The organism is Marinobacter guineae, from assembly GCF_002744735.1.
Classification (GTDB): domain Bacteria; phylum Pseudomonadota; class Gammaproteobacteria; order Pseudomonadales; family Oleiphilaceae; genus Marinobacter; species Marinobacter guineae.
In genome coordinates, this window is the sequence record NZ_KZ319341.1 from 384,557 (window position 1) to 403,938 (window position 19,382).

At 57.4% G+C, this 19,382-nt stretch carries 17 protein-coding genes; 10 read left to right on the forward strand and 7 right to left on the reverse strand.

Features of this window, described 5'->3' with window-relative positions; all coding sequences use genetic code 11:
* Positions 1 to 55 precede the first annotated feature (55 nt).
* Positions 56 to 475 carry a DUF2721 domain-containing protein gene (locus CLH62_RS16150; protein ID WP_099619211.1) on the forward strand — a complete coding sequence of 140 codons (420 nt, stop codon included), beginning with the start codon at positions 56 to 58 and terminating at the stop codon, positions 473 to 475.
* On the opposite strand, the gene CLH62_RS16155 is transcribed toward CLH62_RS16150, so the two are convergent.
* Both CLH62_RS16155 and CLH62_RS16160 read right to left on the reverse strand, forming a co-directional pair.
* Positions 466 to 1,086, reverse strand: coding sequence for a CPBP family intramembrane glutamic endopeptidase (locus tag CLH62_RS16155; protein WP_211285807.1), 621 nt, complete (start codon positions 1,084 to 1,086; stop codon positions 466 to 468). The genes CLH62_RS16150 and CLH62_RS16155 overlap by 10 nt on opposite strands.
* Positions 1,087 to 1,932, reverse strand: coding sequence for a crotonase/enoyl-CoA hydratase family protein (locus CLH62_RS16160; RefSeq protein ID WP_228152892.1), 846 nt, complete (start codon positions 1,930 to 1,932; stop codon positions 1,087 to 1,089).
* A gap of 142 nt (positions 1,933 to 2,074) precedes the next feature.
* Here CLH62_RS16160 and CLH62_RS16165 point away from each other — a divergent pair, with 142 nt between their 5' ends.
* The 3 genes from CLH62_RS16165 to CLH62_RS16175 all read left to right on the forward strand — a co-directional run bounded on the left by CLH62_RS16165 (position 2,075) and on the right by CLH62_RS16175 (position 7,363).
* Positions 2,075 to 3,040, forward strand: coding sequence for a ribonuclease Z (locus CLH62_RS16165; RefSeq protein WP_099619213.1), 966 nt, complete (start codon positions 2,075 to 2,077; stop codon positions 3,038 to 3,040).
* Positions 3,041 to 3,191: 151 nt separating this feature from the next.
* Positions 3,192 to 6,953 (forward strand): DUF1631 family protein, encoded by a 3,762-nt coding sequence (locus CLH62_RS16170; protein ID WP_099619214.1) that lies wholly within the window; start codon positions 3,192 to 3,194, stop codon positions 6,951 to 6,953.
* 203 nt (positions 6,954 to 7,156) lie between these two features.
* Positions 7,157 to 7,363: a cold-shock protein gene (locus tag CLH62_RS16175; RefSeq protein ID WP_099619215.1), complete on the forward strand. Its 207-nt coding sequence runs from the start codon at positions 7,157 to 7,159 to the stop codon at positions 7,361 to 7,363.
* Between the two features lie 71 nt (positions 7,364 to 7,434).
* Here the strand turns inward: CLH62_RS16175 and CLH62_RS16180 are convergent, their stop codons facing one another.
* Positions 7,435 to 7,914 carry an Lrp/AsnC family transcriptional regulator gene (locus tag CLH62_RS16180; RefSeq protein WP_099619216.1) on the reverse strand — a complete coding sequence of 160 codons (480 nt, stop codon included), beginning with the start codon at positions 7,912 to 7,914 and terminating at the stop codon, positions 7,435 to 7,437.
* 424 nt (positions 7,915 to 8,338) lie between these two features.
* Between CLH62_RS16180 and CLH62_RS16185 the strand changes: the two genes are divergently transcribed.
* The 4 genes from CLH62_RS16185 (at position 8,339) to CLH62_RS16200 (ending at position 15,051) form a co-directional block, all read left to right on the forward strand.
* On the forward strand, positions 8,339 to 11,857 hold the full coding sequence (locus CLH62_RS16185) for an indolepyruvate ferredoxin oxidoreductase family protein (protein WP_099619217.1): 3,519 nt from the start codon (positions 8,339 to 8,341) through the stop codon (positions 11,855 to 11,857).
* Positions 11,850 to 13,034: an amino acid aminotransferase gene (locus CLH62_RS16190; protein ID WP_099619218.1), complete on the forward strand. Its 1,185-nt coding sequence runs from the start codon at positions 11,850 to 11,852 to the stop codon at positions 13,032 to 13,034. Before CLH62_RS16185 ends, CLH62_RS16190 begins: the two co-directional genes overlap by 8 nt.
* A gap of 69 nt (positions 13,035 to 13,103) precedes the next feature.
* Positions 13,104 to 14,486: a sodium-dependent transporter gene (locus tag CLH62_RS16195; RefSeq protein WP_099619219.1), complete on the forward strand. Its 1,383-nt coding sequence runs from the start codon at positions 13,104 to 13,106 to the stop codon at positions 14,484 to 14,486.
* A 145-nt stretch (positions 14,487 to 14,631) separates the two neighbouring features.
* A complete protein-coding gene (locus CLH62_RS16200) occupies positions 14,632 to 15,051 on the forward strand; it encodes a universal stress protein (RefSeq protein WP_099619220.1) in 420 nt (139 codons plus the stop codon).
* An 8-nt stretch (positions 15,052 to 15,059) separates the two neighbouring features.
* On the opposite strand, the gene CLH62_RS16205 is transcribed toward CLH62_RS16200, so the two are convergent.
* Positions 15,060 to 16,028 (reverse strand): M23 family metallopeptidase, encoded by a 969-nt coding sequence (locus CLH62_RS16205; protein WP_099619221.1) that lies wholly within the window; start codon positions 16,026 to 16,028, stop codon positions 15,060 to 15,062.
* A gap of 3 nt (positions 16,029 to 16,031) precedes the next feature.
* On the reverse strand, positions 16,032 to 16,889 hold the full coding sequence (locus tag CLH62_RS16210; RefSeq protein ID WP_099619222.1) for a DUF6544 family protein: 858 nt from the start codon (positions 16,887 to 16,889) through the stop codon (positions 16,032 to 16,034).
* Positions 16,890 to 16,995: 106 nt separating this feature from the next.
* Between CLH62_RS16210 and CLH62_RS16215 the strand changes: the two genes are divergently transcribed.
* Positions 16,996 to 17,850, forward strand: a complete 855-nt coding sequence (locus CLH62_RS16215; protein WP_099619223.1) for a PA4780 family RIO1-like protein kinase — start codon at positions 16,996 to 16,998, stop codon at positions 17,848 to 17,850.
* 10 nt (positions 17,851 to 17,860) lie between these two features.
* On the opposite strand, the gene CLH62_RS16220 is transcribed toward CLH62_RS16215, so the two are convergent.
* A complete protein-coding gene (locus tag CLH62_RS16220; protein WP_099619224.1) occupies positions 17,861 to 18,331 on the reverse strand; it encodes a MaoC family dehydratase in 471 nt (156 codons plus the stop codon).
* A 27-nt stretch (positions 18,332 to 18,358) separates the two neighbouring features.
* Positions 18,359 to 18,814, reverse strand: a complete 456-nt coding sequence (locus tag CLH62_RS16225; protein WP_099619225.1) for a CopD family protein — start codon at positions 18,812 to 18,814, stop codon at positions 18,359 to 18,361.
* A gap of 72 nt (positions 18,815 to 18,886) precedes the next feature.
* Here CLH62_RS16225 and CLH62_RS16230 point away from each other — a divergent pair, with 72 nt between their 5' ends.
* Complete coding sequence (locus tag CLH62_RS16230) at positions 18,887 to 19,342, forward strand: MgtC/SapB family protein (protein ID WP_099619226.1); 456 nt, start codon at positions 18,887 to 18,889, stop codon at positions 19,340 to 19,342.
* The last annotated feature ends 40 nt before the right edge of the window (positions 19,343 to 19,382 follow it).

Genomic DNA, 19,382 nt, shown 5'->3' on the forward strand with positions numbered 1-19,382 from the left:
CACAGATTCAGACGACTCGAACTACTTTGCCGCGCTCTATGAAAGGAACAGAAGATTGGATCTGACAACCCCCGCTTTGCTTTTCCCTGCCATTTCGCTGCTGTTGCTCGCCTACACCAACCGTTTTCTGGTCCTGGCGCAGCTGATCCGCCAACTCAAGCAAATGGACACCGAAGAAGACCACGGATTAATCGCTCGGCAGATAAGCATGCTGAGAAAGCGAATTGTGCTGACCAAGCGAATGCAGGCCTATGGCGTGCTCAGCTTTTTACTGTGCACGGTCTCCATGTTCCTGCTTTTCCTGGGCACCAATTTGCCCGGCGTGGTGGCGTTTGGTGCCAGCCTGGTGCTGCTGTCGCTCTCTTTGCTGTATTCGCTGTACGAGATCCAGATTTCCACCAATGCCATCAACGTCGAACTGGCCAGCTTCGAGGCCAGGAAAAGTGCGGGCAAGGAAGACGTCGACTATTCCTGAGGCTCTGAATGGTCAGGATGCCGCACCCTGACGCCAAACCACCGGGGAAAACGAAGCAGGCAGAACAGCGCGATCATGTCGTAGACAGCGTGCCAGACCATGACCAGCAGGATGCTCTCTGACTGGACATAAGCCCCACCCAGAATCAGCCCCAGGCCGGTTGCAACCAGAAAATAGGTAAACGACACATAGTGCACCAGCCCGAATAACACCGATGCCGCCAGCACCGCCGTTGATGGGTTGGTGTACTCCATCAGCCAGCCCTGCACCGCGCCACGGAAAAGCAGTTCTTCTCCGACACCGGCCAGCAAGGACAACAGAATCAGCACAGTTGGGGAATAACCTGATGCAAAGTTATACAACCCCTGCATCTGACGCTCGAGGTTGTCCGGGAACAACCCCGGAATCCGTGTGAACAGGAACAGCAAGCCGTAGGTCCCTGTGGCGCCCAGCATCCCGTAAAAAACACTCTGCCAGAGGCCCGGGCCACTGTGCAGCACCGGAATGCCGAAAACCACAATGGCGATCAGCCCCAGCACACCAATGCCACCCTGGAACATCAGGGCGGCATTGGAAGAAATGCCGGATTTGCGCCGGGTTCGGAGTGCCATTTATTGCTCGAACAATGGCTTTACCGGGAACAGGGCATCGTACTGGGGAGCCTGCTTCTGAGCCTTGGCCTGGAAAGATTTCATCATATCCGTGGGGCGAAACATCCCCGCCTGCCAGGTAGCCATGTATTTCAGGCTGTCCTCCACGCTGTGATCGCGGCTGTAGTTCAGCATTTCCTTGCAACCGGTCACTGCCAGCGGAGAGTTGGCCGCGATCTGCCCGGCTATTTTCATGACCGCCGCCAGCAGGGTTTCCTGATCCGGATAGACCGAATTGACGAACCCCAGACTCCGAGCCTCTTCCGAAGAGAACTTGCGCCCGGTGTAAGCCAGTTCGCGCACAACACCTTCCGGCATCAGTTTCGGCAGACGCTGGAGGGTACCCACGTCCGCCGTCATGCCCAGCTCGGTTTCCTTGATGGTGAAATAAGCATCTTCCGTGCAGTACCGGCTATCGGCGGCACAGACCATATCAAGGGCGCCGCCAATGCAGCCACCATGAATGGCCGCCAGCACAGGCAGCCGGATCTTCTCCAGGGATGTCAGCGTATCCTGCAGCTGCAACACCACGCGGCGCAGGTTTTCCGCCATTCGGCCGGGGTCGCCATTCATCGGCACCGCTTTGGGGTCGCTGAACACCCCCAGATCCATGCCCGCGGAGAAGTGTTTGCCGGTGGAGGAAATAACAATCACACGGGCGTCAGTGTTGGCTTCAACATCCTGCATGCAGCGAGGCAACTCGAGCCAGAATGCCTTGTTCATGGTGTTCAGCGCCTCCGGGCGACTGAACTGAACGTGGGCAATGTGGTCGTTTACTTCGATTGAAAAACTCTCGTAACTGGACAGGTCAGACAAGACGGCACTCCTTATGTAATGTTCAACGTTCTGTTCATTAGCGGCATCCCGGACTGGCATTTCCGGACAAAGGTATCCTCAATTCTTCTACCTTCGTATTATGGGATCACAAGTTAACCCGAAAAGGTACAGCATGGAATTCACCTTCCTCGGAACCTCCGCCGGAACACCGACGAAATCACGGAACGTGACCGGCCTCGCACTGAGCCACGGCGGCCCGAAGCGCTGGTATCTGATCGACTGCGGGGAAGGCACCCAGCACCAGCTGCTGAGGACGCGGCACTCGGTGATGCAGTTGCAGGCGATCTTTATTACCCATATCCACGGCGATCATACCTTCGGCCTTCCGGGACTGCTGACCAGTGCCTCGATGCTCGGGCGCACCGAGCCACTGGTCCTTGTTGCACCGAGACCGGTAAAAACCTTCGTGGAAGCTGCCATCGGCAACAGTGATTCCAATCTCAACTTCGAACTGAGGTTTGTGGATTCCGAAGCAGACAACTTCCACTGGGAGGATGAGGCCCTGACTGTAACCGCCACCCCCCTTTCTCACCGTGTGTCCTGCCGGGCCTTCGCATTGACCGAAAAGAAACTTGAACGCCAGTTGCTCCGTGACAAACTCGAAGCCGATGGCATTGAGGCAGGTCCAGCCTGGGGCCGCATTCAGCAGGGCCATGATGCGATACTGGACGACGGGCGACTGGTGCGTTGCGAGGACTACACCCGAATTGCCAGAAAACCACGGAAAGTGATCGTGGCTGGCGATAACGACCGTCCCGAACTGCTACGGGAAGCCTGTTCCGATATCGACGTTCTGGTCCATGAGGCCACTTACACTCAGGAGGTTTCCGACCGCGTAGGCCCGTGGCCACAGCACAGCTCGGCCGCCCAGGTGGCCCGTTTCGCGGATTCCGCTGGTGTTCCGAACCTCGTACTCACCCACTTCAGTTCCCGCTACCAGTTCAGTCCGAATGCCTACCCGCACATCGGAGAGATCGAGTCTGAAGCGAGAGGGATTTACCGCGGCAACCTGTTTCTGGCCCGGGATTTTGCGAGCTATGCGCTTGGCAAGGATCTGATTCTGAGAATCAGCGAGTAAAGTTCACGCTGATAGGTACTTGCAAGGCTTCGCCTGGCCTTATATATGTCGCTTTAATATATTCACTTTGCGTTCGGCGAATATCAAATTACACTAACGCCAGGAATAAACTGAAATTCGATTCAATTCTCACTGCTCAGGAAGGCGGTCAATGACCCGGGCCAGCGTCACCAGCTCCAGACTCAACACGGATGCGATTGTCGTTACCCAGGGCTTTATCCCCTGCGGCTGTGCCATCGACAGTGTGACTCGCAATAACAACGAGCTTCGCCTTGGCCTGAAGCACTTTTCTTCTCCCGGGGTATTCACGCAGCTGTCCTCCCAGGCAGCGGCACAGGCCGATCTGCACGTCTTCCTCGACAATAATCAGGAGAAGCCGCACATCCACCTCAAGGGCTTCGCCCGGCCCGGCCCCGGGGATAGTGTTTCGTTTGAAATTGCCAACCTGACGGCGGCCACGACCAACGATATCGAGCAAGTGTTCAAAGGCAACGGTAGGTCACGGCTCGCTGAATCGGAATCAGATCCTTCACTGAAAAGACTCTATCACCAGCACTGCCGTCGCCTTCTGGAGCAGTTACTGCCTGAATTCATGGATGGCACCTTCGAGGGCATTGAGGCCGATCTGGCGCAGGCGGCGGAGCTCCGCGAGATCACGCGCCTCAAGGACATGCGGTTCATTTTCCAAAGCCGGCAGCAACGAATGCTCCAGGATTTCCAGGCCCGGTTTCAGGCCAATCAAGCCATCCTGGAGCCAACTTCAGATTCAAAGCCCCGGACAACAGAGCTCCACCTGTTGCAACAGCATGAGTTCGAGGACTGGCTCGATTTGCAAGCGATCGCGGCCAGGACAAGCAAGGCGAATACCGGCACGACCTTCGTGCTCAATCAGCTGTTAAACCAGATGTTCCGGCAAGACATCAATGATGACAACAACCCCCTGACACCAAGAGCCCTGTGCGTGTGCCTGCAACATATGGTGGATCATCTGGGCATTGCGCGGGAACACCGCCTCACGATCTACAAAGCCTGGGAGAATGCCCTTGGCAGAATCTGGCCCGTAGCGGTTCAATCCCTGATCAATGACTGCCGCCGGGCCGGACTGGAGGCCCTCGACATCAGCGAATTGCCGGCGAACTGGTCTCGCAGGGAAAGCGCACCCGAAAGCAGCAGCTCTTCGGGAGAAAACGACGAAAAGACACCCGGCTCCGGCGACAATCCGGCAGCGGAAACGCTTGGCGACGCTCCAACGGATACGGCATCAGCCGGACGAGCCCTGTTCCAGCTTATGGCTCTGGAGGGCAACCCGACATCCGAGGCCGGAGACTGGGAAGAACCCAACCCGCAGCTCTCGGAAAACATCCGATCCCGACGCAGTGAACTTCTGGATCGCTTACGCGACGACGAGCCCGAAATGGCAGGGTTGCTTCGGGAGCTGGCCGATTCAGATTCCGATCTGGCCAAGGTGCTTGACCGGACGGCGGTCGAAAAAGCCGGCCTTGTCGACCGTCTGTTTGCGCCTCTTCAGGCCCACGACGAGCTTTCCGGATCGCTTCGCCATCAATTGCAACAGCTCCGGTTACCGGTTTTTGAAGCCCTCATCGAAACGCCGGACTTCCTGAATGCTGAAAACCACCCGGCCCGGGAAATCATTAACAACCTGATGCGCCTGTGTCTTGCGGAAAGGGCTTCCAGCAAAAAACTTGAAGCCACGGTTGCCGACATTGTTGATGAGCTCACCGGAATCGAGTCATCCCAGCCGGATATGCTGGAAAGCCTCAGCCAGAAGCTAAGACAACTGGTGGAACGGCAGGATCAGTCGTTTATCAGAAACTCCGAGCGACTGGCAAAAACCCTGGAGGGCAAGGAGCGCCTACGCAAGACACGAAAAGACGCACAGAACCGTCTCGACGCCCTTCTGAGGCAGAGAGAGGTTCCGAAAATCCTGATCCGGCTTCTTCAGGCCGGGTGGGAGCAGATAATCATACTTACCATGCTTAGGGAAGGCGCCGACAGCCAACACTGTGAGGAGCTGTTCGATGTAGTAGCACAACTTCAGGCCTGGCTGTCCCCCGCCGGAACCACGGGCGAGCTTGCCTTCGAACGGGAGCTCGAGAGCAGTGTGATGCTTCAGTTCGTCGAGCGCGAGCTCAAGACAGCCGGTGAGATATCGCGAATTATCCCGGTCATGGAGGAGCTGGCCAGACAGCTTCAGGGCCAGACAGCGGCGGACACGCTCTGGGTCGAAAAATACGGAGAGGCGGATGAGCCTGCGCCGGCGGTACCGTTGGAACTTGAACAGAGTCGTTGGGTCTCGAGGGCGAAGGAGATTTCGGTTGGGGACTGGGTTGAAGTCCGACTGGACGAAGGCGAACCGCGCCGCATGCGACTGGTCTGGGGTGGGGAGGATTCCCTCAGATTTGTTTTCCTCTCGCCCAAAGGCATGAGTGAAGTCAGTTACGGTTTTCCGGAATTTGTCGAGAAACTGGCAAACGGTAGCGCATGGCGGGTAGAGGATGGAGAAATACCGTTTCTCGATCAGAGCCTTTTCACTATTGTTGAGGATGTTTACCGGAAGCTGAATTTCCAGGCCACCCACGATGCCCTTACCGGCTGCATGCATCGTCACGACTTCGAAAAGCAGATCTCCCGCTTGATAAGCGCCTCACCATCATCGTCGGAACCCGGGAACGGCGCGTTAATTGTTCTCGACATTGATGAGTTCAGCGTTATCAATGCCTCTTATGGCGCGGAAGCCGGCGATGCCTTGCTGAAACAGGTCGCCGAAACCATTCGCACAGACGGCCACGCCAGATTTCCGGCAGCACACGTTGGCCGGATCAGCGGCAATGAGTTTGCCATACTCATCGACGACATCACCGTCGAAGACAGCCTTGACCTGGCGGAATCCATTCGTCGCAACTTCGAGCAACAGGTCGTTCAGCACGGGCAGGCAGAGTACCGGGCGACGGTAAGCATCAGCATCCGGCCGGTTACCAGCGCCGCACATTCCGCCGGAGACCTTCTGAACCAGGCGAGCCTGTCGCTCAAGGCTGCCAAAAAGCAGGGCGGCAACCGGATTGAACTGGCCAGAGAAAGCCGCGACTCCTCGCAGATTGGCACTCCGCAATGGGTGACCGAAATTGATCGTACCATCCGAGATGGCAGTCTTTACCTTCGGGCCCAGCCCATTGTCACCCTGGGCCCGGAAACCGGCGAAGGCAAAATGTATGAGCTTTTGCTGGGGCTCCGGGACAGCTCCGGCAAGGAGATTTCACCTCAGGGTTATATCGAGGCAGCGGAACAGTTCCACCGCAGTACCCGGGTCGATCTGTGGGTCATTTCAGAGGCCATGGCCTGGATGCGTAGCAATCCCGAGACCCTGGCCAATATCGCTACCCTGAACGTAAACCTGTCAGGCTCGTCGTTGAGTGATGACGGTTTCATGCTCGGCCTGGAGTCAAATCTGAGGGCAAGCCCTGAACTTGCCCACAAACTCTGCTTCGAGGTGACCGAAACCTCAGCCGTTGCCAACCTGCACTTTGCCTCCGACTTCATGCGCGAGATGAAGCGCCTCAATTGCCGGTTTGCCCTTGATGACTTCGGCACCGGGCTGTCTTCCTACGCCTACCTTCAGAAACTTCCTGTGGATTTCGTGAAGATCGATGGCATATTCGTCCGGGACATGGCCACAAACCTGACAAATTACGCCATGGTGCGCTCCATCAATGAACTGTGCCATTTCCTGGACCTTCAGACGATTGCCGAATACGTCGAGGATATGGAAATCATGGATACCCTGAAGGAGATCCAGGTGGACTACGCACAGGGCTTCGCCATTGCCAAACCGCGCAAGCTGGATAGTCTCGGTACCGGAAAAGCCGATACCCCGGTTTATGCCTACAAGAAATAGCTTTGCATTTCCCGGCAGTAAGAGTACAGTGGGCCTCGTTGGAAAGATTTAGCAAAGCATTTCATCAATAAGACCGCTCAGTTGTAACAAGTAGCATGTCCTGTTTTTGATCACGCAAGTTTTTTGTTTCCGCATACCGCTGATCAGGCATCATGAAGATGATCTGACAGCACATTAAAAGATTGAATTCAGGAAAGTATATTATGTCTACAGTTACCGGCAACGTTAAGTTTTTCAACGAAGCAAAAGGTTTTGGCTTTATCACTCGCGAAAGCGGCCCGGACGTTTTTGTTCACTACAGCGCTATTCAGGGCGGCGGTTTCAAGACTCTGGCTGAAGGCCAGCAGGTCGAGTTCACCGTTACCCAGGGCCAGAAAGGTCCTCAGGCGGAAAACGTAGTTGCTGTTTAAATAACAGACAACACGTAATAAAAAAGGCAGCTTCGGCTGCCTTTTTTCGTTTCTGACTTTCTTCTCTGGCTTTACTCTGCCCCCTCCACCGGGATCGTCTCGGTATTTTTTATCTCCCGCAACGCAAAGTTTGAATTCACTTGGGCAATGCCCTGCAATGTGAAGATCTTTTCGTTCAGAAAGCGGTCGTAGCTGGCCATATCCGGCACGATAACCCTCAGTACGAAATCGGCATTCCCGGTAACCGCAAAACACTGGAGTACCTCGGGGTAACTGCTGACCTGCTGCTCAATCTCCGCGGTGCTATCAATATTGTGTCGCTGTAATGACAGGTTGACCAGCACGCACAAGCCCTGACCGATGCGCTCCGGATCCAGTCGTGCGCTGTATCCCTGGATGACACCGCTTTCCTCCAGGGTCCTTACCCGCCTCCAGCACGCCGCCGGCGACAACCCCACCTGTTCCGCCAGTAACTGGTTACTGATGCGCCCGTCCTCTTGAAGCACGGACAGGATCCGCCGATCCAGTTTATCGAGATTGACCTGTTTCATTTGGTAACACCTGATTTTTATCAAAGGTTCTTGCTTACTATTGTCTTTTATCAAACATCCTTTCGCAAACCCCGAAAACCCTCACCCAATAAGCAAGCACCTTTTGCGAACTTCCCTCTAGAATTCTGGGTTCAGGAGCCTCTGATTGACTCCTGAGTCGCCTCTGGCATTCAGAGCGATTCACAATCTAGGCGCGACTTTGCAGGAATGTCTGGACCTTTCAAGAAGTCGCAACGCGGAGTGTGGATCGCTCTGAATGCCCCGAAGGGCACGCTCTGAAGGCTGCATCTGCAGCGTTGCGGTTCTTACCAAGGGCTACGGCCATTGGCTGCGAACCCCGCCTTGCACCTACAGCCTTCAGAACGCGCAGAGGTGACTCAGGAGTCAATCAGAGGCTCCTCAAAATCGACAAAAGGAGGGCACCATGTCCGCCGATACCCCACAGCTCGACAATTACAAACTGGAAGACCGCTACCTGCGGGAATCAGGCCGGGTTTTCCTGACCGGAACACAGGCTCTGGTCCGTATCCCTTTGATGCAGGCCGCCCTGGATCGCAAACAGGGGCTGAATACCGCCGGCATGGTCAGTGGCTACCGGGGTTCTCCCCTGGGGGCTTACGACCAGGCGCTCTGGCAGGCCCAGAACCTGCTCGATGAAAACCGTATCGATTTCGTGCCAGCGATTAACGAAGACCTGGCTGCCACCATCATGCTGGGCACCCAGCAGGTGGAGACCGATGATGACCGGCAGGTGGATGGTGTATTCGGCCTCTGGTATGGCAAAGGCCCCGGGGTTGACCGCGCCGGCGATGCCCTCAAGCACGGCACCACCTATGGTTCATCCCCCCACGGCGGTGTTCTGGTGGTTGCCGGTGATGATCATGGCTGCGTGTCTTCCTCCATGCCCCACCAGTCCGATGTGGCGTTCATGAGCTTCTTCATGCCCACCATCAACCCGGCCAGCCTCGCCGAGTATCTGGAATTCGGCCTATGGGGCTATGCCCTGTCCCGTTACAGTGGCTGCTGGGTGGGTTTCAAGGCGATCTCGGAGACGGTTGAAAGCGCGGCATCCGTGGAGCTGCCCCCTCTGCCGGAGTTCGTAACCCCCGATGACTTCACCGCACCCGAAAGCGGCCTCCACTACCGCTGGCCGGACCTGCCCGGGCCCCAACTGGAAACCCGAATCGAACACAAGCTGGCCGCCGTGCAGGCCTTCGCCAGGGCCAACCCCATTGACCGCTGCCTGTACAACAACCCGGAAGCCCGCTTTGGCATTGTGACCACCGGCAAGGGTCACCTGGACCTGCTCGAAGCCCTCGACCTGCTGGGCATTGATGAAGACAAGGCCCGGGACATGGGGCTGGATATTTACAAGATCGGTATGGTCTGGCCCCTGGAGCGCCGCGGCATTCTCAACTTCGTTCATGGCAAGGAAGAAGTCCTGGTCATTGAAGAAAAGCGGGGCATCATCGAGAGCCAGATCAAGGAAACCATGTCCGAGCCGGATCGCCCCGGCGAAGTGCTGATTACCGGCAAACAGGATGAGCTGGGCCGCCCGCTGATTCCCTACGTGGGTGAGCTGAGCCCGAAACTGGTGGCCGGCTTCCTGGCTGCCCGGCTTGGCCGGTTCTTCTCGCTGGACTTCAGCGAGCGCATGGCCGAGATCAGTGCCATGTCCAATGCCCAGGACCCGGGTGGCGTCAAACGGATGCCCTATTTCTGCTCCGGCTGCCCCCACAACACGTCCACCAAGGTCCCGGAAGGCAGCAAGGCTCTGGCTGGCATTGGCTGCCACTTCATGGCCTCCTGGATGGGCCGTAACACGGAATCCCTGATCCAGATGGGTGGCGAAGGGGTCAACTGGATCGGCAAGAGCCGTTATATCGGCAACCCCCACGTGTTTCAGAACCTGGGTGAAGGCACCTATTTCCACTCCGGCTCCATGGCCATCCGCCAGGCTGTGGCGGCAGGCATCAACATCACCTACAAGATACTGTTCAACGATGCCGTGGCCATGACTGGCGGCCAGCCGGTGGATGGCCAGATCACCGTGCCCATGATTGCCCAGCAGATGGCAGCCGAGGGTGTTCGCCGGGTCGTGGTGCTCAGTGATGAACCCGAAAAGTACGATGGCCATAAAGACCAGTTCCCGAAGGACGTTACCTTCCATGACCGCTCCGAACTGGATACGGTTCAGCGCGAATTGCGGGACATTCCGGGCTGCACCGTGCTGATCTACGACCAGACCTGTGCCGCTGAAAAGCGCCGGCGTCGCAAGCGCAATCAGTTCCCGGATCCGGCAAAACGGGCATTTATCAACCATCACGTCTGCGAGGGTTGTGGCGATTGCTCGGTGCAGTCCAACTGCCTCTCCGTTGTGCCCCGCAAAACCGAGCTGGGCCGTAAGCGCAAGATCGACCAGTCGTCCTGCAACAAGGACTTTTCCTGCGTCAACGGCTTCTGCCCCAGCTTTGTCACCATTGAAGGCGGGCAGTTGCGCAAATCCCGGGGTATGGACACCGGCTCGGTACTGACCGGCAAACTGGCCAACATTCCAGCTCCGGAACTGCCGGAGATGACCGGCTCCTATGACCTGCTCGTTGGCGGCGTCGGTGGCACAGGCGTGGTCACCGTGGGACAGTTGATCACCATGGCCGCGCACCTGGAATCCCGGGGTGCTTCGGTACTGGATTTCATGGGCTTCGCCCAGAAGGGTGGTACCGTTCTGAGCTATGTGCGCATGGCGCCGTCTCCGGATAAGCTGCACCAGGTTCGAATCAGCAATGGCCAGGCCGATGCGGTTATCGCCTGTGATCTGGTGGTGGCTTCCTCCCAGAAAGCCCTGAGTGTACTGAGGCCGAATCACACCCGGATTGTTGCCAACGAAGCGGAACTGCCTACCGCCGACTATGTGCTCTTCCGCGATGCCGACATGAAGGCCGACAAGCGCCTGGGCCTGCTCCGGGATGCGGTAGTGCAGGACCATTTCAGTCAACTCGACGCCAATGGGATCGCCGAGAAGCTGATGGGCGATACCGTGTTCTCAAACGTGATGATGCTGGGTTTTGCCTGGCAGAAAGGACTGTTGCCCCTGTCTGAAGCAGCCTTGATGAAGGCCATCGAACTCAACGGCGTGGCGATTGATCGCAACAAGGAAGCCTTCGGCTGGGGCCGCGTGGCCGCTGTTGATCTGAGCGCGGTAACGGACCTGCTGGACACCGGAAGCGCAAAGGTTGTGAACGCCCAGTCCGAGCCGACCCTTGATGAGCTGATCGAGACCCGTCACGGCCATCTGGTCAACTACCAGAACCGGCGCTGGGCCGATCAGTACCGGGCCAGTGTTGCCGAAGTCCGGAAGGCCGAGGAAGCCCTGGGACAGACAAACCTGCTCCTGACCCGGGCCGTGGCGCAGCAGCTGTATCGCGTCATGGCCTACAAGGACGAGTACGAAGTGGCCCGGCTGTTCGCGGAAACCGACTTCATGAAGGAAGTGAAGGAAACCTTTGAAGGTGACTTCAAGGTCCACTTTCACCTGGCCCCGCCATTGCTCAGCAAGGAAACCGATGCCCAGGGACGCCCGAAGAAGCGCCGATTTGGTCCCTGGATGTTCCGGGCCTTCAGGTTACTGGCAAAATTCCGCAGCCTGCGCGGAACCGCGGTGGATCCGTTCAGTTACTCAGCAGACCGGAAGCTGGATCGCGCCATGTTGAAGGACTATCAAAACCTGGTGGCTCGCATTGGCCGGGAACTGGACGCCAGCAACTACGAAACCTTCCTGCAACTGGCAGAATTGCCAGCCGAGGTCCGGGGCTACGGGCCGGTACGCGAACAGGCGGCAGAAGGCATCCGGGAAAAACAGACCCAACTGATCAAGGCGCTGGACACTGGCCGCCCTACCCTCATCCGCACCCAACTGGCCGATAAGGAGGCGAACCATGTTTGAAGCCCTCAAGCCCCTGCCACAGGACCCGATCCTGCAACTGATGCAGACATTCCGGGAAGATACCCGGCCGGATAAGGTGGATCTGGGCATCGGTGTATACAAGGATGACGCCGGCAATACACCGATCATGGCCGCTGTGCATGAAGCCGAACGGCGTCTGCTTGAGGGCGAAACCACCAAGAGCTATGTGGGGCCCGCAGGCGCTGCCGGATTCAACAATGCAATGGCGGAGCTGATCCTGGGAAGCAACAGCCGTCTCATCCGGGACGGCCGGACATCCGTTGTCCAGACGCCGGGCGGCTGCGGCGCGCTTCGCATGGCAGCTGAATTCCTGCGCCTGTGCAAACCGGACACCACGGTGTGGGTGAGCACTCCGACCTGGGCCAATCATCTCCCCCTGCTTGGAGGAGCAGGCCTTGCCATCCGGGAATATCCGTACCTCAATCCAGAAACGCTGGAGGTAGACTTCGCCGCCATGCTGGGCATCCTCGAAGGGGCTAAAGCAGGTGATGTGGTATTACTCCATGGCTGCTGTCATAACCCGTCAGGCGCCGACCTGAGCCAGTCGCAATGGCAGGAAATCACCAGCCTGATTCAGCGCAAGGGCCTACTGCCGTTCGTGGATATGGCCTACCAGGGTCTTGGTGAGGGTCTGGAAGCCGATGCAGCAGGCTTGAGACACCTGGCCGGTTCGGTGCCGGAAATGCTGATTGCGGCGTCCTGCTCCAAGAACTTTGGCCTGTACCGTGAGCGCACCGGGGCCCTGGCCCTGATCTCCGCCACGGCAACCGTCAGCTCGGCGGCCACCAGCCAGCTGCTGAGCGTCATCCGCTCCCACTACTCCATGCCTCCGGCCCATGGCGCCGCCATCGTGGAGACCATTCTGGGGGATGACGGGTTGCGGGCCCAATGGCAGGAGGAGCTGAGCGGAATGTGCGAGCGCATCCTGCACCTGCGCCATGGCTTTGCCGCCGCACTGGCGCCAGTTGGTGATTTCAGTTTTATCGCCCGTCAGCGGGGCATGTTCTCGTTCCTCGGCATCAGCCCGGAGCAGGTTAACCAGTTACGGACCGAGCATGGCATCTACATGCTGGAGAGCAGCCGGGTGAATGTTGCAGGGCTCAACGACCAGGTCATGCCACGGGTAGCAGACGCAATACGCGACGTCCTCAAGTAGGCAGACAGCTCAGACAATAAATCAGACCAGAAACGTCAATCCGACAAAAACAACTAGCCGGAGACCCCAATGAGTCAGAATACCCAACCACACCAGCAGGCCAACAACCTCTGGTCTTCACGGATGGCTTTCATCCTCGCCGCTGCCGGCTCGGCAGTCGGCCTCGGAAACATCTGGAAGTTTCCCTACATTACCGGTGAGAACGGCGGGGGCGCTTTCGTCCTTGTCTACCTTGCCTGTATTTTTCTTATTGGCGTGCCGGTATTGATCGCTGAAACCATGATTGGCCGCCGCGGCGGCCAGAGCCCGGTAGCCACCATGCGAACCCTGACCCAAACCGAGGGCACCGCGAGGGGCTGGAGAATCATCGGCTGGAACGGCGTTATCGCTTCTTTTCTGGTGCTGTCTTTCTATGCCGTGATCGGCGGCTGGGCCCTGGTTTACATTGGCAAGGCGGCTTCTGGCCTGTTTACTGGGGCCGATGCCGAAACCATTGGCGGTCAGTTCGGCGGATTTCTTGCAAACCCCTGGGAACTGTTGCTGTGGCACTCGGTGTTCATGGCCATTGTTGTGTTTATCGTTGGCCGCGGCATTCGCTCAGGGCTTGAGAAAGCCGTGAACATGCTGATGCCACTGTTGTTCGTGCTGCTGATTGCCATGGTGATCTACGCCATGAACAATGGCAGCTTTGGCCGTGCCGTGAGCTTCATGTTCTCCCCGGATTTCAGCAAGCTGACCACGGCCGGCGTGCTGACCGCCCTGGGGCATGCCGCCTTCACCCTGAGCATTGGTATTGGTGTGCTCATGGCTTATGGCTCCTACCTGCCGAAGGACGTCAATATTGCCAGAACCGCAATGACCATCGCCGTTCTGGACACCAGTGTTGCGCTGCTGGCCGGACTCGCCATTTTTCCTCTGGTTTTTGCCAACGGCCTTGAGCCGGGCGCCGGCCCTGGCCTGATCTTTGTGACCCTGCCGCTGGCTTTTGGCCAGATGAGTGGTGGCGCCCTGTTCGGTACCATTTTCTTCGCCCTGCTACTGGTGGCTGCCATTACCTCCGCCATTTCCATGCTGGAGCCGGTGGTGGAATGGCTGGAAGAACATAAAGGTGTCAGCCGGGCCAAAAGCGCGTTTGGTGGCGGACTGGCGATCTGGTTCATCGGCATCGGCACAGTACTATCGTTCAACGTCTGGGAAGACCTGCATCCACTGGGCTTCATCGCCTTCTTTGAAGGCAAGACCGTATTCGACCTCCTCGACTTCCTGGTGTCCAACCTGATGATGCCCCTGGGCGGTCTTGCCATTGCCCTGTTCGCGGGCTGGGCCATGAAGCGGGAAGGTCTGCCGGCGGATATAGGCCTGCAAGGTGGTGCTTTCAGGGCCTTTATGTTTGTGCTCCGCTATCTGACACCCGCGGGTATCGGGGTAGTGTTCCTTTACAACCTGATTTGACCGCACTTTCAACAGTACCGAGTTGTTCGACTGCAAAAGGCCCGGCGTAATCCACCGGGCCTTTTGACAATCAACAGATAGTGCTGCCAATGTGGGGCCAGGGAATTTCCGGCTTCAATGCCTTAACGGAAGTAAGGAGTACGCCATGTACAAAAAAATCCTCGTTCCGGTAGACCTCGCCCATACCGACAAAATGGTAAAGGCACTCGACACCGCCATCGATATTGCCAAACACTACAAAGCCACTCTCTGTTACGTGACGGTGACCAACAGCACGCCCTCGGCCGCCGCCCATAGCCCGGAGGAATTGGCAGAGAAACTCAGCGTGTTCGCAGAGGAGCAGGGGCAATCACACGGCATTGATACCGACAGCATCGTCATGGAATCCGCCGATACCGCTGTTGAGCTGGATGACAAGTTGCTAGAAGCCATTAAAACCACCGGTGCCGACCTGGTCGTAATGGCCTCACATGCACCCGGCATCGGAGACAGGCTCCACATTCTCCATTCCAATGGGGCCAACATCGTCAGGCACAGTGATATTTCGGTTTTCGTGGTGCGCTGAGGCCGCCCTTATTGAGGGACAGTACCCTTGACCCTGATTCTGTCATTTCTCACAGGGAACACTCCATCGATGGTCAGCGCCAAAGGCTTTCCCCCAAAAGGCGCTTCTTCAGGCAGTCCCCGCTGGGCATGGATGTGAAGGTGGGGTTCTGAGCTGTTACCAGAGTTCCCCATCTCGCCCAGAGGGTTTCCGGTTTCAACCCTGTCACCGGGTTGTACCGGGATGCTGCCCTGTCGCAGGTGAGCCACGATCACGAAGAAACGACCGCAGTCGATAGCCACGTAGTTTCCCGCCATGTTGTCCCGGTTCATGTCAGGAACCTTCATGTCTTCAATGCCATCGACCACTTTCGCAATTGCGCCGTCGCAAGGCGACAATACGGGTGTACCAAACGTTAGATAGCGGGCCGGGTCGGAAGGCAGCCACCCGTCCTTGTGCAGACCCAGTGATGAGATGCGGAAGATATCCATGGCCCGACTCTGGCCCCGCCATGGTATGAAACGCTCGATCGATCGGTTCAGGGTATGCAGGTGAATGTTCACCATGTTGGTGGAACCACCATGGGCAACGAGGTAGGTGCCCGGCCCGAACGGCGGTGCGATGTCGGCTGTCTCAACCGCCGGCACAGTCTTCCCCTGATACGCCATATACGCCATATACCCGCCAACGCAGCCAAAGCCGAGCGCCACCAGGACCAGCGTTGTCGGGCCCGCGCTCGCACGCCAGAAGCCTTCGCCGGAAAAACGGCTCCGGAACAGATGCCAGGCCACGATCACCGCAAAAACTCCGTAATACAGGTACGGCACCCAGTATGGCGGCATCGTCCACAAGGCCGCCAGCCCGATCCCGGACAACACAGCGCCGACGGACAGAGCTTGCAGCCCAAGCGAAAACAGACCTGCGGCGGGAAACAGCGCCAGCCAGATCAGCAGGAGGACCGGCAGAGCGATTTGGGTAAAGATAACCATCCAGGGCATTAATCAGGGCTCCTTGCGGACATCGGATCCTGGGAATTCAACGCTGCTGACCTTAGCAACAAAAAATGGGAAATACGCCTCCGTGCCAAAGAAATTTCCCGCTTCCACGCGGGTTGGCAGCCTGAAACCACCAAACTCACGGAACTCCGAGAGGTATCCTCCGAACGGCTGCCAGCGGTGAACCTTTTCCGGGTTGGCATTGCTCCAGCGATCGAAACTCACCTGCACTGGCCGGCCGTCGTCGGCTACAACGACATCAACTGCCTGTTCCATGCCATTGTGGCGAACGATGACTCTGGCCGTATTCACATCAACCAACTTCCATACGATACCCGGGCGAGGCAACAAGGCGGCAGGCGTCCAGAACACGGCTTCTGCCACATAGCGGCCAAAGGCAGAGCGGGTATGGTCCAGGTTCCCGCCCATCCGCGCCACCGGCACAATTCCCATCAGCCAGAACCGGGTCCACTGCTCCGTATCCGATCCTGATAACCGCAACTGTCCCCGCCGGGCGCTCATCTTCCAGATAAACCCTTTCGGCATGGCGAGCGTCTGACTCGCCAACATCTCCACATAGTCCGGAGCCTCCCGGTTACCCATGCCGAATTTTCCCGCCATGGCGATCTGCGCCACGGTATAAAGCGGCGTGCCCTTATGAATGGTGAAAAGGAAATACCGCCGCGCTGGCTCCGGCAGGTTTTGAACAATGGCAGGATCAAACCGTTCCGGTGTGGCCGGCTGAATGGCCACCAACCGCGCCACTGCAGAACGGTCAGCGTTGTGGTCAGCCTGGCGCCAGAGCCACAACCCCGCAACAACGGCGGCTACCAAAATCAACAGGATTAACAGAAAGATTTTCATGTAAGCTATGCTCCGTAGTGGCTATTTTCCCTGCCCTGCTCATACCCGGCCTTGCCCCAGATCAACGAACACGGTCGGCACGCTCACTGTTAGTCTGAAAGGTTTTATGAAAGTACCGAAAAGATTACAACCCCTTGTTGACGATGGCATGGTGGACGAAGTGCTTTACCAGCTCATGAGCGGCAAGGAAGCTCAGGTGTACGTGGTGCGTTGCGGCGACCAGATACGCTGCGCCAAGGTATTCAAGGAAGCCTCAAAACGAAGCTTCAAGCAGGCAGTGGAATACCAGGAAGGCCGAAAGGTTCGGAACAGCCGGCGGGCCCGGGCCATGAGCAAGAAAACGAAATATGGCCAGAAAGAGCAGGAAGATGCCTGGCTGAATGCCGAGGTCGACGCCCTCTACCGACTGGCTGCGGCCGGCGTCCGGGTTCCTGAGCCTCTGGGGTTTGTAGATGGTGTGCTGCTGATGGAACTGGTGGCAGATGAGGACGGCAAGGCCGCACCGCGGCTGGGCGACGTTACCCTGTCAGCCGAGCAGGCCCGGGACTTTCACGGACAGGTCATCCGGGAAGTGGTCCGCATGCTGAGCGCCGGGCTTATCCATGGTGATTTGTCTGAGTTCAACGTTCTGGTTGATCCCGACGGACCGGTCATCATTGATTTGCCCCAGGCAGTCAATGCCTCCGGCAACAACAATGCGGAACGGATGCTGGAGCGCGACGTCGACAATATGCGCCGGTATTTCGGGCGTTTCGCGCCGGAGCTCCTGACCACCGATTACGGCAAGGAGATCTGGGCTCTCTATGAATCTGGCGATCTGCACCCGGACAGCAAGCTCACCGGATGCTTCCAGCACGACGATACGGCCGCCGACGTCGACGAACTGATGGAAATTATCGACGCCGCCAAGGAAGAGGAATGGGAACGCCAGGAACGCATGAAAGATGATGAGGAAGACTGAGAGAGCGGGGCTATCCGCGGGACATGGCCTCTTTCTCACTGAGCATCGCCGACATGACTTCCTGCTCCTCAGGTCCTGGTAACACCCCCGTCAACCAGGCATCGATCACCGTTTCGCCATGCTGGTTCGACAGCACCGCCTCGGCCCGGGCACGATTCCGCTCATCCACTTCAGTAAGGGTGAATACGCAGGTGATGGTGTCACCGAAATAGACGGGCCGGCGGAAACGGAAATTCATGCCGGACGCCAGCCACCCGATCTGCCCACCTACTTCCGTAATCATGCCACCCACTAGCAGGCCATGGCAGATCTTGCCTTCAAGGTTTTTCGCGCGGGCAAAGTCATCGCTGTAATGGACCGGATTCTGATCGCGACTGATTTCACCAAAGGACAGGGTTTCCTCTTCGGTAAAGGTTCGTGTCAGGGTGAACGAATCCCCCGCTTTCAGGCCTGCGATGGTTTTCTTTCGGATCTCAGACATGCAATCAATTCTCGAACGGCCAAAAGCCTAAAGGTAACGACCACCAGCCCCGATAGCCACCACAATCAGCCCGAGAATCAGATTGATACCCACCAGCCTTCGAATGCGGCCTACCTGAAGGCCACCCTCTTGTGGATTCTTATCTACAACCGCCTGCTTGAGCCGGCGGAAAGGCGCAAAGTAAACGTGAAAGTACAGCAGCATCATAACCAGGCCGAGCATTTGCATGGCATGAATGTGCCAGCCTGCACCAGCCATGCCACCAAAGACACTGAAGATCATCCAGTAGCCGGTGACCAGGAGCATCAGGACAGCCAGCCACACCCACTGGAAAAAACGAGAGAGTGTCTTACACCAGAGAACGCCTCGCTGTGAGGCTTCAACAACTTCAACCACAGCCGGGCGCATCGCCATATAGGCAAAGAACATGCCCCCAACCCAGATAACCGCCGACAGAACGTGTAACGCAATTGCTAAACCCATCAGAACACTCCCTCCAGAATCAGATAACTGCTAACTTAACATGGCAACAGCTCGTCTGAGAGGAGCCATAGGATGTTCGAGAGTGAAATCCCCATACTGGACATGTTTATCCGGCTTTTAGCCGCCGCCGGATTGGGTCTGGCATTGGGGCTTGAAAGGGAACTCCGGGGCAAGGCCGCAGGCTTGCGCTCCCACATGCTGGTTTCACTGGGGGCTTCGGCCTTCATCATGATGGGCCTGGATATTATGTTCTCCACCGCCGCTGGCGACCCCTCTGCCCGAATCGACCCCACCCGCATTGTCCAGGGCGTGATTGGTGGTATCGGGTTTCTCGGTGCCGGGAGCATCATACAGAGCCGCGGCACTGTCCAGGGAATCACCACGGGAGCATCAATCTGGACATCAGGTGCCATTGGTGTGGCCTGCGGCATAGGCAACTTCGCACTGGCTGGCATGGTGACCATTCTGGCATTGATTATTATGGTGGTACTCGGCCTCTTTGAACGTGAAGTGATGAAAGGGAACTGATGCAACAAAACACGCTGGTCCTGGATCGCTCTGGACTTTG

Excerpts from the sequence above, each read along its gene's own strand:
- CLH62_RS16170 (WP_099619214.1), top strand. The coding sequence starts at position 3,192 with ATGACCCGGGCCAGCGTCACCAGCTCCAGACTCAACACGGATGCGATT.
- CLH62_RS16180 (WP_099619216.1), bottom strand. The coding sequence starts at position 7,914 with ATGAAACAGGTCAATCTCGATAAACTGGATCGGCGGATCCTGTCCGTG.
- CLH62_RS16210 (WP_099619222.1), bottom strand. The coding sequence starts at position 16,889 with ATGAAAATCTTTCTGTTAATCCTGTTGATTTTGGTAGCCGCCGTTGTT.
- CLH62_RS16195 (WP_099619219.1), top strand. The coding sequence starts at position 13,104 with ATGAGTCAGAATACCCAACCACACCAGCAGGCCAACAACCTCTGGTCT.
- CLH62_RS16205 (WP_099619221.1), bottom strand. The coding sequence starts at position 16,028 with ATGCCCTGGATGGTTATCTTTACCCAAATCGCTCTGCCGGTCCTCCTG.
- CLH62_RS16200 (WP_099619220.1), top strand. The coding sequence starts at position 14,632 with ATGTACAAAAAAATCCTCGTTCCGGTAGACCTCGCCCATACCGACAAA.
- CLH62_RS16215 (WP_099619223.1), top strand. The coding sequence starts at position 16,996 with ATGAAAGTACCGAAAAGATTACAACCCCTTGTTGACGATGGCATGGTG.
- CLH62_RS16230 (WP_099619226.1), top strand. The coding sequence starts at position 18,887 with ATGTTCGAGAGTGAAATCCCCATACTGGACATGTTTATCCGGCTTTTA.
- CLH62_RS16175 (WP_099619215.1), top strand. The coding sequence starts at position 7,157 with ATGTCTACAGTTACCGGCAACGTTAAGTTTTTCAACGAAGCAAAAGGT.
- CLH62_RS16165 (WP_099619213.1), top strand. The coding sequence starts at position 2,075 with ATGGAATTCACCTTCCTCGGAACCTCCGCCGGAACACCGACGAAATCA.
- CLH62_RS16190 (WP_099619218.1), top strand. The coding sequence starts at position 11,850 with ATGTTTGAAGCCCTCAAGCCCCTGCCACAGGACCCGATCCTGCAACTG.
- CLH62_RS16185 (WP_099619217.1), top strand. The coding sequence starts at position 8,339 with ATGTCCGCCGATACCCCACAGCTCGACAATTACAAACTGGAAGACCGC.
- CLH62_RS16225 (WP_099619225.1), bottom strand. The coding sequence starts at position 18,814 with ATGGGTTTAGCAATTGCGTTACACGTTCTGTCGGCGGTTATCTGGGTT.
- CLH62_RS16155 (WP_211285807.1), bottom strand. The coding sequence starts at position 1,086 with ATGGCACTCCGAACCCGGCGCAAATCCGGCATTTCTTCCAATGCCGCC.
- CLH62_RS16220 (WP_099619224.1), bottom strand. The coding sequence starts at position 18,331 with ATGTCTGAGATCCGAAAGAAAACCATCGCAGGCCTGAAAGCGGGGGAT.